A 13,994-nucleotide genomic window follows, 5' to 3' on the forward strand; every position below is an offset into this window, starting at 1 on the left:
TATGAGTCATCAGCGCCGCCGTGAAAGCCGTGAACCGACCCAAGCCCAACGCCTGTTTCGACAATTGGTGCGCGAATGGTTGTGGATAAGTCTGTTGTTGCTGCCCCTGACGGCTCTGTTGTCGTTCAGCGCCCAACCGACACGCAACGGGCCTGCTGCACTGTTGTCGGTGTGTCTGGTGGCCTGTGTGCTGGGGTTGCTGCTCCTGCGTCCGCGTCTGGCGTTATGGACGACAGTGGGTGGAATGGGCCTGGCACTGACCCTCAGCGCCGTGCTGGGCGCGCAGGGCTGGTGGTGGTCTCCCCTGGCCAGTGTGCTGGGCATGTTGTTTGGCTACCTGATCTGGAACTGGCGACGGCTGAGCGTCGTGCTGGCGTATTTCGGTTGGGAGCTGGCCCGCCTGGACGCGGAGCCGAAGGTGTTCCCGGAGCGTCGTCGCGCGCCCTACACCGGCAGCGATCGCTTGCAAGGCCAGGTCATGGCTCTTGAACAGGCCATGAGTCGCACGCGGGATACCCGGCGCTTCATAGCCGATGGCCTGGAATACCTGCCGGTGGCGACCATGATCAGCGATCCCCATGGCAAGGTCTTGCTCGGTAACCGTAAGGCGCGGGAGCTCTTCGGTCATGGCCTGGCCGGTGAAGATGTGGTGGAACACCTCGCACAGCTGGGTTATCCGGGGTTGGTACCCGGCTGCCCGCACCGGTTATCCACATTGCCGTTGCTGGAGTTTCGCGATGTCCGGGACCGCAGCCTGCGCCTGGAACGGGCCTCCCTGTTGCCGGCCGATGGTGATGTGCCCGTGGGTTGGTTGCTGAGCCTGACTGACCTGAGCGCGGAGCGGGAGGCTGAAGAGCAGCGCAATATCATGCTGCGTTTCCTGTCCCACGACCTGCGCGCCCCACATTCTGCGATCCTGGCGCTGCTCGACGTGCAGCGGCACCAGGCAGGTACGACCGATCCTGTATTCGACCAGATCGAACGTCAGGTGCGGCGTGCCCTGGCGTTGACAGACGGCTTCGTGCAACTGGCGCGGGCCGAATCGGAGGTCTATCAGTTCCGACCGACACTGTTCGCCATGCTGGTCCTGGACGTGCTCGACCAAGCCCTGCCTCTGGCCCAGGCCAAGCATATCCAGATCGCCCATGACATCGACGACGAAGAAGCGATGGTGAGTGCCGACCAGGCCTTGTTGACCCGCGCCTTGTTCAATCTACTGGAGAACGCCATCAAGTACAGCCCACCCGCCACCCGCATCGTGGTGCGGGTTCGTTGCGCCGAGGGGCGTTTGACCTGCGATCTCGTGGACCAGGGCAAAGGCATCGAGGCTGGGGAGCTGCCGGATCTGTTCAGTCAGTATCGACGGTTCTCATCGGCTCATGGTGTAGACGGCGTAGGCCTGGGGTTGTCCATGGTCAAGGCGGTTGTGGACCGTCACGGCGGACAGATCGAATGCCGTAGTGTGGTCGGTGAAGGCACGACGTTCAGTTTTGGTTTGGCCTTGCTAGACACTGAAAAGGCACAACCTTCGGTGGTGCTATAAAAAACTTATGCACCTTTCCCGAGGTTTTATGTGTTTATGAAATATGTATAAAAAACAAATAGTTATATGAAACTGGAAAGGCTTTCAGAAAAATCGGTACACAGCTTATCCACAGAAATCAGACAGCGATCTGGTCCGAAGCAATGGGGGCTGCCGGTGCCGGAGGAAGTGAACCCATTTCCCGTTGTGCCTGTTCATTCCAGGCTTGGACACGGTCGTTGAGGTCGGCGATAGCCCGAGGCCCGCTACCTTCGGCGTACAGGGGGGGGCCAATCACTACGGTGATCAAGCCTGGCTTCCTGACCCAGCCCGCCTTGGGCCAGAATTTGCCGGCATTGTGTGCAATCGGCAATACAGGAAGGTTGGCATTGACCGCCAATGCGGTACCGCCGCGGGAGAACTTGCCGATGGTTCCATAGGGAACACGGGTGCCTTCAGGGAAGATCAATACCCAGACATTGTCCTTGAGCAACTCGTCGCCCTTCTTCGCCACGTGCTTGAGCGCGGCCTTGGGATTGTCGCGGTCGATGGCGATCGGACGGAGCATCGCCATGGCCCAGCCAAAGAACGGCACGAACAGCAATTCGCGCTTGAGTACCTGGCTCAACGGCTCGAAATAAGCCGACAGGAAGAAGGTTTCCCAAGTGCTCTGGTGGTTGGACTGGATCACACAGGGCCTGTCAGGCACGTTCTCGGCACCCTTCACTTCGTAGCGGATGCCCAGGAATACCTTGCTCAGCCACAGCGCGCAGCGGCACCAGTACACATTGATGAAACGGTAGCGCGCCCGGAACGACATGAACGGCGCGATAAAGAAACTCAGGGTGCACCACAGCAGGGAGCTGGTGCCCAGTAGCAGGTAAAAGAGAAAGGTTCTGATGGCCTGCAATATCGACATGGCGGCATTTACCGTTGCGGGGCGGTGCCCGCCTGTTCAAGCGCTTCCCGAACAATCCTTGATCAGGATGTCTTGGGAGCCCTAGTTGTGGATAAGTTCAGCGGCAATCGCCGCCAAATCGTCAAAAATCAAAGTGCCCACCGGTAGGGTCTTGCCCAGAGTCTTTTCGCCTTTCCCGGTCTTTACCAAAACTGGCTGACAATCGACGGCCTTGGCCGCCTCCAGGTCACCGAGGCTGTCGCCAACGAACCACACGCCCGCAAGCGGCACGTCGTAATGCGCTGCTATGGCCTTGAGCATGCCTGGCTTGGGCTTGCGGCAATCGCAACCGTCATCCGGCCCGTGGGGGCAGTAGACGATCAGGCCGACTTCGCCGCCCTGCCCGGCCACCAGGTCGCGCAAGCGCTCATGCATGGCATGCAGTACCGCGAGGTCATAATAACCGCGGGCAATGCCCGACTGGTTGGTGGCGACCGCCACCGTCCAGCCGGCCTTGCTCAACTGCGCGATGGCTTCGATCGAGCCGGGGATCGGCAACCACTCCTCCACCGATTTGATGTAAGCGTCGGAGTCGTGATTGATCACCCCATCCCGATCGAGAATCAGCAGTTTCAACAGCGGCTCCTCAACCCAGCACGGAAATATCGGCGATGTTGAGGAACAGCCCGCGCAGGCGGGCCAGCAATGCATAGCGGTTCCTGCGCACGTCTTCGTTGTCCGCATTCACCATCACGGCGTCAAAGAACGCATCGACAGGCTCGCGCAATGCCGCCAGGCGCGCCAGCGCTTCGGCGTATTCGCGTTTTTCCATCAGCGGTTGCACCGACGCATAGGCCTGTTGAATCGCCGAGTTGAGCGAAAATTCCACGGCGTTATCGAAGTAGCGGGCTTCAGGCGCATTGACCGTCGGCTCGGCCTTGGACAGCAGGTTCGACACGCGCTTGTTCACAGCGGCCAGCGCAGCGGCTTCCGGCAGTTTGCGGAAGGCCTGTACGGCTTGTACGCGCTGGTCGAAGTCCAGTGCGGAACCTGGCTTGAGGGCTCGCACCGACAGGTAGGTCGCCACATCGACGCCTTCGTCCTCATAACGCGCACGCAGGCGGTCGAAGATGAATTCCAGCACCGCATCGGCCAGGCCGGCAGACTTGACCTTGCTGCCGAACGCGTTGACGGCGAAGGCCACGGCGTCGTTCAGGTTCAGGTCCAGTTGCTTCTCGATCAGGATACGCAACACCCCCAGTGCCGCACGACGCAGGGCATACGGGTCCTTGCTGCCGGTGGGCAGCATGCCGATGCCGAAGATGCCGACCAGGGTGTCGAGTTTGTCGGCGATGGCCACGGCCGCGCCGGTCAGGGTAGTCGGCAGTTCAGCACCGGCACCGCGAGGCATGTATTGCTCGTTCAGGGCCAGGGCAACGTCTTGTGGCTCGCCGTCGTTGAGGGCGTAGTAGTAGCCGGCGACGCCTTGCATCTCCGGGAACTCACCGACCATCTCGGTGGACAGGTCGCACTTGGACAGGATGCCGGCGCGGGCTGCGCGCTGGGCATCGCCGCCGATACGCGGAGCGATGAACGCGGCCAGCTTCGAAACCCGCTCGGCCTTGTCGTAGACGCTGCCGAGTTTTTCCTGGAACACCACGTTCTGCAGGCGCTCGTTGAAACTTTCCAGCGGCTGCTTCTTGTCTTGCTTGAAGAAGAACTCGGCATCGGTCAGGCGCGGGCGAACGACTTTTTCGTTACCTGCGACGATCTGCTGCGGGTCCTTGCTCTCGATGTTGGCGACCGTGATGAAGCGCGGCAGCAACTTGCCTTCGGCGTCCAGCAGGCAGAAGTACTTCTGGTTGTCCTGCATGGTGGTGATCAGCGCTTCCTGCGGCACTTCCAGGAAACGTTCCTCGAACGAGCACACCAGCGGCACTGGCCATTCCACCAGGGCAGTCACTTCGTCCAGCAGGTCCGGCGGCACGATGGCGGTGCCTTCCTGGCGGGTCGCCAGCTCTTCGGTGCGCTTGCTGATCAGCTCGCGACGCTCGTTGGCATCGGCCAGCACATAGGCGGCACGCAGGTCGGCCAGGTAGTTGGCCGGCGAAGTGATGCGCACGCTCTGTGGATGGTGGAAACGATGGCCGCGGGAATCGCGACCGGCCTTCTGGGCCAGGATGGTGCAGTCGATGACCTGGTCACCGAGCAGCATCACCAGCCATTGGGTCGGACGCACGAACTCTTCCTTGCGCGCGGCCCAGCGCATGCGCTTGGGGATCGGCAAGTCATTGAGGGAGTCTTCGACGATGGTCGGCAGCAGGCTGGCGGTCGGCTTGCCCTTGATGCTCTGGCTGTAGCGCAGCTTCGGACCGTTCTGGTCGATTTCGCTCAGGTCCACGCCGCACTTCTTGGCGAAGCCCAGGGCAGCCTGGGTCGGGTTGCCGTCTGCATCGAATGCGGCCTGGCGTGGCGGGCCGTCGAGGTTGATGCTGCGATCCGGCTGCTGGGTCGCCAGGCCGGTGATCAGCACGGCCAGACGACGCGGCGCGGCGTAGACGTGCTTGGTCTCGAAGTTCAGTCCGGCGGCTTGCAGGCCTTTGTCGATACCGGCCAGGAACGCATCGGCCAGGGTATTCAGGGCTTTGGGTGGCAGTTCTTCGGTGCCCAGTTCAACCAGAAAATCTTGAGCACTCATTGTGCAGCCTCCAGCTTAGCCAACACTTCATCACGCAGGTCCGGGGTCGCCATCGGGAAGCCCAGCTTGGCACGGGCCATCAGGTAGGCTTGCGCGACGGAACGCGCCAGGGTGCGCACACGCAGGATGTATTGCTGACGCGCGGTCACCGAAATCGCCCGGCGTGCGTCCAGCAGGTTGAAGGTATGGGAGGCCTTCAACACCATTTCATAGCTCGGCAACGGCAACGGCTGGTCCAGCTCGATCAGGCGCTTGGCCTCGCTTTCATAGAAATCGAACAGTTCGAACAGCTTCTCGACATTGGCGTGTTCGAAGTTGTAGGTCGACTGCTCCACTTCGTTCTGGTGGAACACGTCGCCGTAGGTCACCTTGCCGAACGGACCGTCGGCCCACACCAGGTCGTAGACCGAATCCACGCCTTGCAGGTACATGGCCAGGCGTTCCAGACCGTAAGTGATTTCGCCGGTCACCGGGTAGCACTCGATGCCGCCCGCCTGCTGGAAGTAGGTGAATTGGGTCACTTCCATGCCGTTGAGCCAGACCTCCCAGCCCAGGCCCCAGGCGCCCAGGGTCGGCGACTCCCAGTTGTCTTCGACGAAACGGATGTCATGCACCAACGGGTCGAGGCCCACGTGCTTGAGCGATCCCAGGTACAGCTCCTGGAAATTGTCCGGGTTGGGCTTCAGGACCACCTGGAACTGATAGTAATGCTGCAGGCGGTTCGGGTTCTCACCGTAGCGGCCGTCAGTCGGGCGGCGGCTGGGCTGTACGTAGGCGGCGTTCCAGGTTTCCGGGCCGATGGCACGCAGGAACGTGGCAGTGTGGAAAGTGCCGGCGCCTACTTCCATATCGTAGGGCTGAAGTACCACGCAACCTTGCTCGGCCCAGTATTGCTGGAGGGCGAGGATCAAGTCTTGGAAGGTACGCACGGCTGGCGTAGGCTGGCTCACGAAATTCACCTGTTTCTTGGGCTGCGATTTAAAGAGCGGGAGTATACCCGATTCGTTCGTGCGCACGCCCCCTGGAGCCTTATGCCACGCTGCTTTTGGTGTTCTGACGATCCGTTGTACATGGCTTATCACGATCAGGAGTGGGGGACGCCGCTGCGCGATGCGCAGGGTTTGTTCGAGTTGCTTTTGCTCGAAGGGTTCCAGGCCGGGTTGTCCTGGATCACCGTGCTGCGCAAGCGTGAACATTACCGCAAGGTGCTCTATGGCTTCGATGTGCAGCGGGTGGCGCAGATGAGCGATGCCGAAATCGATGATCTGATGCTCGACCCTGGCATCATCCGCAACCGCCTCAAGCTCAAGGCCGCCCGTCGCAATGCCCAGGCCTGGTTGGCGCTGGAAGACCCGGTGGAGTTCCTGTGGTCGTTCGTGGGTGATAAACCCGTCATCAACCACTTCAGGGACCGCACCGAAGTACCGGCCATCACCCCCCAGGCCATCGAAATGAGCAAGGGTCTGAAAAAAGCCGGCTTCACGTTCGTCGGCCCCACCATTTGCTACGCCTTCATGCAGGCCTCGGGCATGGTGATGGACCACACAAGGGATTGCGACCGCTACGCTGAGCTGGCAAACGGTGGTTAGAATAGCCGGCTCGCAACACGACCGAAGAATTCAGGAGTGACCTGTGGATAAGTTGAAAGGCGCCTTGCTGGTCGGCGCTCTGCGGTTGTTTGCGCTGCTGCCTTGGCGGGCGGTGCAGGCGGTGGGCTCTGCCATTGGCTGGCTCATGTGGAAATTTCCCAATCGCTCCCGCGACGTGGTGCGGATCAACCTCGCCAAGTGCTTTCCCGAGATGGACCCGGCCGAGCGCGAACGCCTGGTGGGCCAGAGCCTCAAGGACATCGGCAAATCCTTGACCGAAAGTGCCTGCGCCTGGATCTGGCCGGCCCAGCGTTCCATCGAACTGGTGCGCGAAGTCGAGGGCCTGGAGGTGTTGAAGGAGGCGCTGGCCTCGGGCAAGGGCGTGGTGGGCATCACCAGCCACCTGGGCAACTGGGAGGTGCTCAACCACTTCTATTGCAGCCAGTGCAAACCGATCATTTTCTATCGGCCGCCCAAGCTCAAGGCGGTGGATGAACTGCTGCAGAAGCAGCGGGTGCAGTTGGGCAACAAAGTCGCGGCGTCCACCAAGGAAGGCATCCTCAGTGTCATCAAGGAAGTGCGCAAGGGCGGCCAGGTGGGCATCCCCGCCGACCCGGAACCGGCCGAATCCGCTGGCATCTTCGTGCCCTTCTTCGCCACTCAGGCCCTGACCAGCAAGTTCGTACCGAACATGCTCGCCGGCGGCAAGGCGGTCGGCGTCTTCCTCCACGCCCTGCGCCTGCCGGACGGCTCCGGCTACAAGGTTATCCTCGAAGCCGCGCCCGAAGCCATGTACAGCACCGACACCGAAACCGCCTGCGCGGCCATGAGCCAGGTGGTGGAACGCTACGTACGGGCCTATCCCAGCCAGTACATGTGGAGCATGAAACGCTTCAAGAAGCGCCCGCCGGGTGAGGCGCGGTGGTATTGAAGATCTGTTGCTTCATATAAGCGGGGATCTGGTGGTGAATGCAGGATCTGTGAACACCCAAGTCCCTATGTGGGAGCCCTTGCTCGCGACGACGGCGGCACACTCAACATCGATGCAAGCAGGCCCAACGCTATCGCGAGCAAGCTCGCTTCCACCGTTTTTTCCGGGCTGTTTACAGACATTGCGCCCATCATGAATTCCTGTGGGAGCGAGCTTGCTCGCGATAGCGCCCTAACAGCCGCCACATGACTAATTGACCTCACCCCATGTCCTCTCACTTCCTAAAGCTCGGTCCGCGGCTGTCGATAACCCGATGTATCCGCCAATCATGGACCGATGAAATGGAACTCTCTCTTAGCGCTGCCTCTATTGCACCCCCCAACACCCACCTCACCCGCTCCGATCAGAAGTTGGTCACTCATCCTCCAACAGGCTCTGTAAAGGAACTGGCAAGCGCTGGCCCAGCAGCCATCTACCACCCCAGTGAAGAAACCCAGACCGTGGAGCAACCACTGGTGGCCATTACCACCTGGGTCGGTCGATCCCAATCGCCAGATTTTCCTCGCTATGTCGCGATCACCGAGAGCGCGAAAAACACCTTGAAAACCTCCTTCGAGGCATTCCAGTCAACGCTGTCGGCAACCGACCCGGATCTGGCCAGCAAGAAATACGGCTTCACCGTCGAGGCCGATGGCAAGTTGAAAGTGCTCAACACCGCCGGGCAGCTCAGCACCTCGCAGACCCAGCGCCTCACCGATCTGCTCAATGAATCCACTGATTTGAAAGCCGCAGCCAGCGCCTTGCGCGACGCCTCCATCGACATGGTGGATGCCGACTCGCCTTGGTCTGGCAGCTACCTGGGCCGCTACAATCTGACCAAGGAAAACTTCGCCAGCACCATCGACCTGGCACCGCTGCTCAAGCGCGCCGGCTCGGTGCCGCCCCAGGAATTTTCGGACGGGCTGTTTTTCAACCAACTGGCGCACAAAGGCGAACTGGCGACCCAAGAAACGGAAGCCGCGATGCTTGAACGGCGTGCTGCGCAGCGATTCAGCGCGCAGGCCTGAAAGCCGGGTCTACCGAGTCTCGTGGCGAGGACGCTTGCTCCCCCAGGACCGACTATGAACTGGCGGTGCGGCCGGCTTCCTGATGGTTGATTGACCAAGAGGAGGCGCAAAGCCTCAATCGTGTCCATGATTAAGGACCTGCGATATCGGCGACGTTGGAATGGCAAAGCCATCTGCAAATCCGTCGGACTACCGTCCAGTCAGAAATATCGCACTTCCTCTGGTTCATTAATCAAGGAGTCCCCCTCATGAACATCGATTTCACCGGACGTCAGGTCCTGGTCACCGGATCCACCAGCGGTATCGGTTTCGCTACCGCCAAAGGCTTTCTCGAAGCCGGTGCTCACGTGGTCATCAACGGTCGAAGCGAGAGCAGCGTGGCGGACGCGCTGCAGCGCTTGGGCGCGCTTGCCTCAAGGGCGACCGGCTTTGTGGGCGATCTCAGCAACTCGACGGGCTGCCAGGCACTGATAGCCAAGCACCCCAGCTTCGATATCGTCATCAACAACCTGGGCATCTTCAAACAGGAAGATTTTTTCGAAACGCCGGACAGCGAATGGCAACGCTTCTTCGAAACCAACGTCATGTCGGGTGTGCGTGTTTCCAGGGCCTACGCGCAGGGCATGGTCGAGCGTGGTTGGGGACGGATCGTGTTTGTCTCGTCGGAATCGGGCGTGAACATTCCTGCCGACATGATCCACTACGGCTTCACCAAGACCGCCCAACTGTCCATCGCTCGCGGCCTGGCCAAGCGCCTCGCTGGTACGGGCGTGACGGTGAACTCGGTATTGCCCGGGCCGACGCTTTCCGAAGGGGTTGCCCAGATGCTCAAGGCAGACGTCGAGCGCACTGGGGAAAGCCTGGAAAAGGTCGCGGCAGACTTCGTCAACCAGCACCGCAGCACCTCGATCATCCAGCGCGCGGCACGCGTCGAGGAGGTTGCCAACATGATTATCTATGCCAGTTCGGAGCAGGCCTCGGCCACCACTGGAGCGGCGCTGCGTGTCGATGGTGGTGTGGTGGATAGCATCGTTTAGGATGCCTATGACACGTTGCAAAAAAACGCCGCTTCCTCGTGAGAGATAAGCGGCGTCTTTTGTTTTGGAAGCAACATGGGGTGATTCGACCGGCTTTGAAGTGGTGAAGGGTTTTTTCAGCCCACTCTGTTTTCCATCCGTCGATCCGAGCCACCTTCGGCCACACGGTTTTCGATGAGTCGATCCGAGCCGCCTTCGGCCACGCGGTTTTCGATGAGTCGATCCGAGCCGCCTTCGGCCACGCGGTTTTCGATGAGTCGATCCGAGCCGCCTTCGGCCACGCGGTTTTCGATGAGTCGATCCGAGCCGCCTTCGGCCACGCGGTTTTCGATGAGTCGGTCCGAGCCGCCTTCGGCCACACGATTTTCGATCAGTCGATCCGAGCCACCTTCGGCTACCCGGTTTTCGATGAGTCGGTCCGAGCCGCCTTCGGCTACACGGTTTTCGATCAGTCGATCCGAACCACCCTCAGCGAACGCAGGTTGAACAAAAGAAGTTGCGAACGCGTTGCCGAGGGACAGAGCCAGAAGCGAGCCAACGAGCGTTTTGCGGAAAGTGTTCATGTCCTGATCCTTTTTATTCGTAGATGAAGTGAGTTAGACGGTGACGTGCAAGCGGACGTCGACGTTGCCGCGAGTCGCGTTGGAGTACGGGCAAACCTGGTGAGCCGCGTCGACCAGCGCTTGGGCATCGGCTTGATCCAGACCTGGCAGGTTGATGTGCAGGTCGATGTCCAGACCGAAACCGCCAGGGATCTGGCCGATGCCGACGTGTGCGGTGATCGAGGCATCGGCAGGAATGCTGCGTTTGCTCTGGCTGGCGACAAACTTCAGTGCGCCGATGAAGCAGGCCGAGTAGCCGGCTGCGAACAGTTGCTCAGGGTTGGTGGCTTCACCACCGGTACCGCCTAGGGCTTTTGGGGTGGCCAGTTTCACGTCGAGAATCTTGTCGCTGGAAACAGCACGGCCATCACGGCCACCGGTGGAGGTTGCGACTGCGGTATAGAGAACGTTCATGATGTTTCCTCTTGCTGAATGGGCTGATCGAGTCTTAGTTTGGTATGCGCCAAATGTTTGTGCGCTAACCAGTTGAGATAAAGTTAACGCTCAAATACTTTGTGCGCAAGATAATTTTTTAAAAATTCTCTGCTTTATTGCTAAGAGATTGATAGATAAGGAAATTTATTTCCTTATCTGCGAGATATCTCCCCGCCTCAGCCGGGGACGCGCAAGGCATGAGGGGATCAGCCAAGCAACACAGGCTTTCGCAGAGAGGGAAAGTCAAAGGCGGGCGATGGCTACAGGGCGAAGCGAGCTGCGTCGACAAGTCTGGAAACCGCATCGAATCCAGCTGGATATCTGCTTGTCGCAAAGACGGCCACCAAGGAGGATATGTTCAACCAGGAGCCGCGCTATCGGGCAACCGCGACTTGATTGCGCCCCAACGCCTTGGCCCTATACAGCGCCTGGTCAGCGTTATTCATCAGGCCATGCAGATCCTTGTGTCCCGCCTGCGTGGACGCCACGCCAAGGCTGGCCGTCACGCAGTTGACGGGCTCGATCATCAATCCGCCGATGGTCTGGATAAGCTCTTCGGCAATCTCGGTTGCGACCTCGATCGAGGTGTTGGGAAGCAGAATGGCAAATTCTTCTCCGCCTAACCGGCCGTGGATATCCGTGGCGCGAAAGGATGAATTGATGACCATGCCCATCTGCCGCAGAACCTGGTCGCCCACTTGATGGCCGTAGGTGTCGTTGATGTGCTTGAAATGATCCATGTCCAACATGACGGCACACAGTTCCAACCGATTGGTTCTGCACTCGTTATAGAGCTGCTGGGCATGTTCGAAGAAAGCGCGCCGGCTTTTGAGGCCGGTCAGTTCATCGGTTTGCGCGGCACGGGTTGAAATGCTGTTAGCCTGCTCCATTTCACGGGTGAGCCTGAAGGCGGTTTCCAGTGCCTGGGACATTTTGTGTGTTGCGCGGGCTACGAACGCCGCGAACACCAGGATGCAGAACGCCATGCCGACCTGAAGCTGCGATGGTTGCAACAGCAGCCAGGCGGTGCAGGGCAACAGGACCAGGCCAATGGAGACGAGCGTCATATCGCGGTAGGCCGAGTAGCAGGACACCGCGCTGACGGACATCCCCACAGTAAAAAGCATGACCAGTGCCTGGGACAGAAGATCGTCCGCCGGCATGACCGCCAGGGCACCTCCCCCCCAGATGCTGGCGGACAACACCAACGTGATCCAGTACTTGCGCTCCCAGCGTTGAGGTGTGCGCTTGCTTTCATCGCTGCGGACATAGGCAACGAACAACGCGATGCGTAAAAGCGTCGATCCCGTCAGTAAGGCTAGCCACACAAGGACGACGCTGTGTTCAAAGCGGTCCCAGCACAGCCAACACAACATGACGGCCGCGAGATAGCTACCAAATACCGCCGTGATCGATTGGCGAAACAGTTGCTGCAGTCGGTCGGTTCGCACCTGCTCGGCTATGAAAAAATCCTGATCATTCCGAGATCCTTGGCCATGCATGTGATCCACCTGATCGTGATGCAACTAAAGGAACGATTGTGGCACCCTGCCAGCAACGCTCACAACCCAGATTAAGCTTGGCCTTCGTGAAGCTTTGGAGAACGGCCCGGTTTGAGAAGAAAAGCGGCGTACACAGTCAGGCTGGAATCAATCCCGCCTCTTTATAGCTCTCTATCAGATCGTCGAACAGGTTGATGTCCATCCGGGTTCGCGCAATCAACTGGGCGCCCGCTACTGCGGTGTAGATGGCGAGGGCCCGACGTTCACATTTCTCGGTGCTGCCTGTGCTGGCATTCGCCAGCATCTGGGCGAGCCACATCACGTTGAGGTCCGCAAACGCCTTGACCTCACACATGACTTCCTCGGGAAGGTCTTCGTACTCGGCCGCCATGAAGCTGGACAGACAGAGTCTGTTGCCATCCTGGAGAGACTTTCGAAAAATCGATGGATAAAGCTGCAGACACCGATTCGGGTCAGGGTTGGCCTCACGTATCGCTTCAAGCGCCCGCTGCGCTTCTTGCCAATAACGTTCGGCGACCGCAGCGCCCAGGGCCGCCTTGCTCGGAAAGTGGTAGTAGATGCTCGCATTCTTGATGCCCACTTCTTCAGCAATGCTTCGGAAATTGATACCGCTGTAACCATGCAGTTGGGCTGCGGATCTGGCCGCTGCCAAAATGGCTTCTCGAGCATTTTCGTTCACGTTGCCACCCTCGCTTCGAGACCAAATGGATCAGGGGCATGGATTCTACGCGTACGACTGGCTACCTGCCAATTGTCAGGTAGGGAGTTGACGATGAGAAAAAAACGATCCAGTCTTTACCTACCAACTGACAGGCAGGTATCGGCTCATGACCTTTCCACAGGAACGCAGCGACGCTGTTCCAACGACTTCCACACTGAAAATCTACGATTGGTTCAACGGACCCTACCCTGCCCGGGTGCGCATCGCGCTGGCGGAAAAGGGTTTGCTGTCGAACGTTGAATTCGTATCGGTCAATCTCTGGGCCGGTGAGCACAAGCAACCTGAATTCCTGGCCATCAATTACTCCGGCACGCTCCCCGTGCTTGAGCTTAGAGACGGGACTCAGATCGCTGAGTGCACGGCGATTACCCAATACCTGGATAGCCTGGACGGACACCCGACGCTGACGGGGCAAACGCCTGTTGAAAAAGGCATCATCCATATGATGACCAAACGTGCCGAAATCGAGTTTCTCGATGCCGTCAGTGTGTACTTCCACCATGCCACGCCAGGACTCGGCCCAGATGTCGAGCTGTACCAGAACGCCGAGTGGGGCGCCCGGATGCGCGATAAGGCGATCAGAGGCATGCGTTATTTCGACAGACTTCTCAACGACCAGCCCTTTGTGGCGGGCGAGAAGTTTTCGATGGCTGACATTGCGGTACTGGGCGGCATGATCTTCGCCTCACTGGTGCAGCTTCCGGTACCTGAAGAGTGCGTGGCGCTTCGAGCCTGGCATGCCAGGATGCAGGAGCGCCCCAGCGTCCAGGCATGGCGTGCCATGGTCGAGCGTGGCGCTGCGCAGCACCGATCATGACTTACCTGCGCCAGGCTGAAAGAAGGGGCAAGGGTGTGTTGGGGTCGTTGCTGGTGAATCGGATTGGGTAACGGATGAACCCACCAAAGAAAAACCCGGCGCTTTACGTCGGGTTTTCGTGGGATACGCCTGCAAGCCCGACGTTGTTTACGGG

Annotated in this window: 14 protein-coding genes; 6 read left to right on the plus strand and 8 right to left on the minus strand. The window is 59.5% G+C overall.

Annotated elements, in window-relative coordinates; translation table 11 throughout:
- The first annotated feature begins 1 nt into the window (after window position 1).
- On the plus strand, window positions 2-1,543 hold the full coding sequence (locus tag AC1M7R_RS11265) for a sensor histidine kinase (protein ID WP_072397556.1): 1,542 nt from the start codon (window positions 2-4) through the stop codon (window positions 1,541-1,543).
- Window positions 1,544-1,661: 118 nt separating this feature from the next.
- Here the strand turns inward: AC1M7R_RS11265 and AC1M7R_RS11270 are convergent, their stop codons facing one another.
- The 4 genes from AC1M7R_RS11270 to glyQ form a co-directional block, all read right to left on the minus strand.
- Window positions 1,662-2,441: a lysophospholipid acyltransferase family protein gene (locus AC1M7R_RS11270; protein WP_072397558.1), complete on the minus strand. Its 780-nt coding sequence runs from the start codon at window positions 2,439-2,441 to the stop codon at window positions 1,662-1,664.
- Between the two features lie 81 nt (window positions 2,442-2,522).
- On the minus strand, window positions 2,523-3,056 hold the full coding sequence (gene gmhB / locus AC1M7R_RS11275; RefSeq protein WP_072397560.1) for a D-glycero-beta-D-manno-heptose 1,7-bisphosphate 7-phosphatase: 534 nt from the start codon (window positions 3,054-3,056) through the stop codon (window positions 2,523-2,525).
- 10 nt (window positions 3,057-3,066) lie between these two features.
- A complete protein-coding gene (gene glyS, locus AC1M7R_RS11280) occupies window positions 3,067-5,118 on the minus strand; it encodes a glycine--tRNA ligase subunit beta (protein WP_271900214.1) in 2,052 nt (683 codons plus the stop codon).
- Window positions 5,115-6,068: a glycine--tRNA ligase subunit alpha gene (glyQ, locus tag AC1M7R_RS11285; RefSeq protein ID WP_053253611.1), complete on the minus strand. Its 954-nt coding sequence runs from the start codon at window positions 6,066-6,068 to the stop codon at window positions 5,115-5,117. Before glyQ ends, glyS begins: the two co-directional genes overlap by 4 nt.
- Before the next feature lie 81 nt (window positions 6,069-6,149).
- Between glyQ and tag the strand changes: the two genes are divergently transcribed.
- The 4 genes from tag to AC1M7R_RS11305 all read left to right on the plus strand — a co-directional run bounded on the left by tag (window position 6,150) and on the right by AC1M7R_RS11305 (window position 9,742).
- On the plus strand, window positions 6,150-6,707 hold the full coding sequence (gene tag / locus AC1M7R_RS11290; protein WP_103894707.1) for a DNA-3-methyladenine glycosylase I: 558 nt from the start codon (window positions 6,150-6,152) through the stop codon (window positions 6,705-6,707).
- A 43-nt stretch (window positions 6,708-6,750) separates the two neighbouring features.
- Entirely contained in the window at window positions 6,751-7,638 is an 888-nt protein-coding gene (locus AC1M7R_RS11295; RefSeq protein ID WP_072397575.1) for a lysophospholipid acyltransferase, read from the plus strand.
- 341 nt (window positions 7,639-7,979) lie between these two features.
- A complete protein-coding gene (locus AC1M7R_RS11300; protein ID WP_072459076.1) occupies window positions 7,980-8,705 on the plus strand; it encodes a hypothetical protein in 726 nt (241 codons plus the stop codon).
- A 248-nt stretch (window positions 8,706-8,953) separates the two neighbouring features.
- On the plus strand, window positions 8,954-9,742 hold the full coding sequence (locus AC1M7R_RS11305) for an SDR family NAD(P)-dependent oxidoreductase (protein ID WP_072397578.1): 789 nt from the start codon (window positions 8,954-8,956) through the stop codon (window positions 9,740-9,742).
- A gap of 116 nt (window positions 9,743-9,858) precedes the next feature.
- Here the strand turns inward: AC1M7R_RS11305 and AC1M7R_RS11310 are convergent, their stop codons facing one another.
- From AC1M7R_RS11310 to AC1M7R_RS11325, 4 genes are all read right to left on the minus strand, one after another.
- Entirely contained in the window at window positions 9,859-10,305 is a 447-nt protein-coding gene (locus AC1M7R_RS11310) for a phage infection protein (protein ID WP_490610409.1), read from the minus strand.
- 33 nt (window positions 10,306-10,338) lie between these two features.
- A complete protein-coding gene (locus AC1M7R_RS11315) occupies window positions 10,339-10,758 on the minus strand; it encodes an organic hydroperoxide resistance protein (RefSeq protein ID WP_072398308.1) in 420 nt (139 codons plus the stop codon).
- A gap of 395 nt (window positions 10,759-11,153) precedes the next feature.
- On the minus strand, window positions 11,154-12,281 hold the full coding sequence (locus AC1M7R_RS11320; RefSeq protein ID WP_123595148.1) for a GGDEF domain-containing protein: 1,128 nt from the start codon (window positions 12,279-12,281) through the stop codon (window positions 11,154-11,156).
- A 136-nt stretch (window positions 12,282-12,417) separates the two neighbouring features.
- The gene (locus AC1M7R_RS11325; protein WP_072398306.1) at window positions 12,418-12,981 is read right to left on the minus strand and encodes a TetR/AcrR family transcriptional regulator; all 564 of its coding nucleotides are present in this window, start codon (window positions 12,979-12,981) and stop codon (window positions 12,418-12,420) included.
- A gap of 148 nt (window positions 12,982-13,129) precedes the next feature.
- Between AC1M7R_RS11325 and AC1M7R_RS11330 the strand changes: the two genes are divergently transcribed.
- The gene (locus AC1M7R_RS11330; protein ID WP_072398305.1) at window positions 13,130-13,840 is read left to right on the plus strand and encodes a glutathione S-transferase; all 711 of its coding nucleotides are present in this window, start codon (window positions 13,130-13,132) and stop codon (window positions 13,838-13,840) included.
- Window positions 13,841-13,994: the final 154 nt, after the last annotated feature.

The sequence above is a fragment of the Pseudomonas sp. MS01C9 genome (assembly GCF_058202755.1).

What these genes read in the sequence shown, in the direction of transcription:
- AC1M7R_RS11320 (WP_123595148.1), bottom strand. Translation starts at nt 12,281, where the DNA reads ATGCATGGCCAAGGATCTCGGAATGATCAGGATTTTTTCATAGCCGAG.
- AC1M7R_RS11270 (WP_072397558.1), bottom strand. Translation starts at nt 2,441, where the DNA reads ATGTCGATATTGCAGGCCATCAGAACCTTTCTCTTTTACCTGCTACTG.
- AC1M7R_RS11265 (WP_072397556.1), top strand. Translation starts at nt 2, where the DNA reads ATGAGTCATCAGCGCCGCCGTGAAAGCCGTGAACCGACCCAAGCCCAA.
- glyS (WP_271900214.1), bottom strand. Translation starts at nt 5,118, where the DNA reads ATGAGTGCTCAAGATTTTCTGGTTGAACTGGGCACCGAAGAACTGCCA.
- AC1M7R_RS11305 (WP_072397578.1), top strand. Translation starts at nt 8,954, where the DNA reads ATGAACATCGATTTCACCGGACGTCAGGTCCTGGTCACCGGATCCACC.
- tag (WP_103894707.1), top strand. Translation starts at nt 6,150, where the DNA reads ATGCCACGCTGCTTTTGGTGTTCTGACGATCCGTTGTACATGGCTTAT.
- AC1M7R_RS11310 (WP_490610409.1), bottom strand. Translation starts at nt 10,305, where the DNA reads ATGAACACTTTCCGCAAAACGCTCGTTGGCTCGCTTCTGGCTCTGTCC.
- AC1M7R_RS11315 (WP_072398308.1), bottom strand. Translation starts at nt 10,758, where the DNA reads ATGAACGTTCTCTATACCGCAGTCGCAACCTCCACCGGTGGCCGTGAT.
- AC1M7R_RS11330 (WP_072398305.1), top strand. Translation starts at nt 13,130, where the DNA reads ATGACCTTTCCACAGGAACGCAGCGACGCTGTTCCAACGACTTCCACA.
- AC1M7R_RS11300 (WP_072459076.1), top strand. Translation starts at nt 7,980, where the DNA reads ATGGAACTCTCTCTTAGCGCTGCCTCTATTGCACCCCCCAACACCCAC.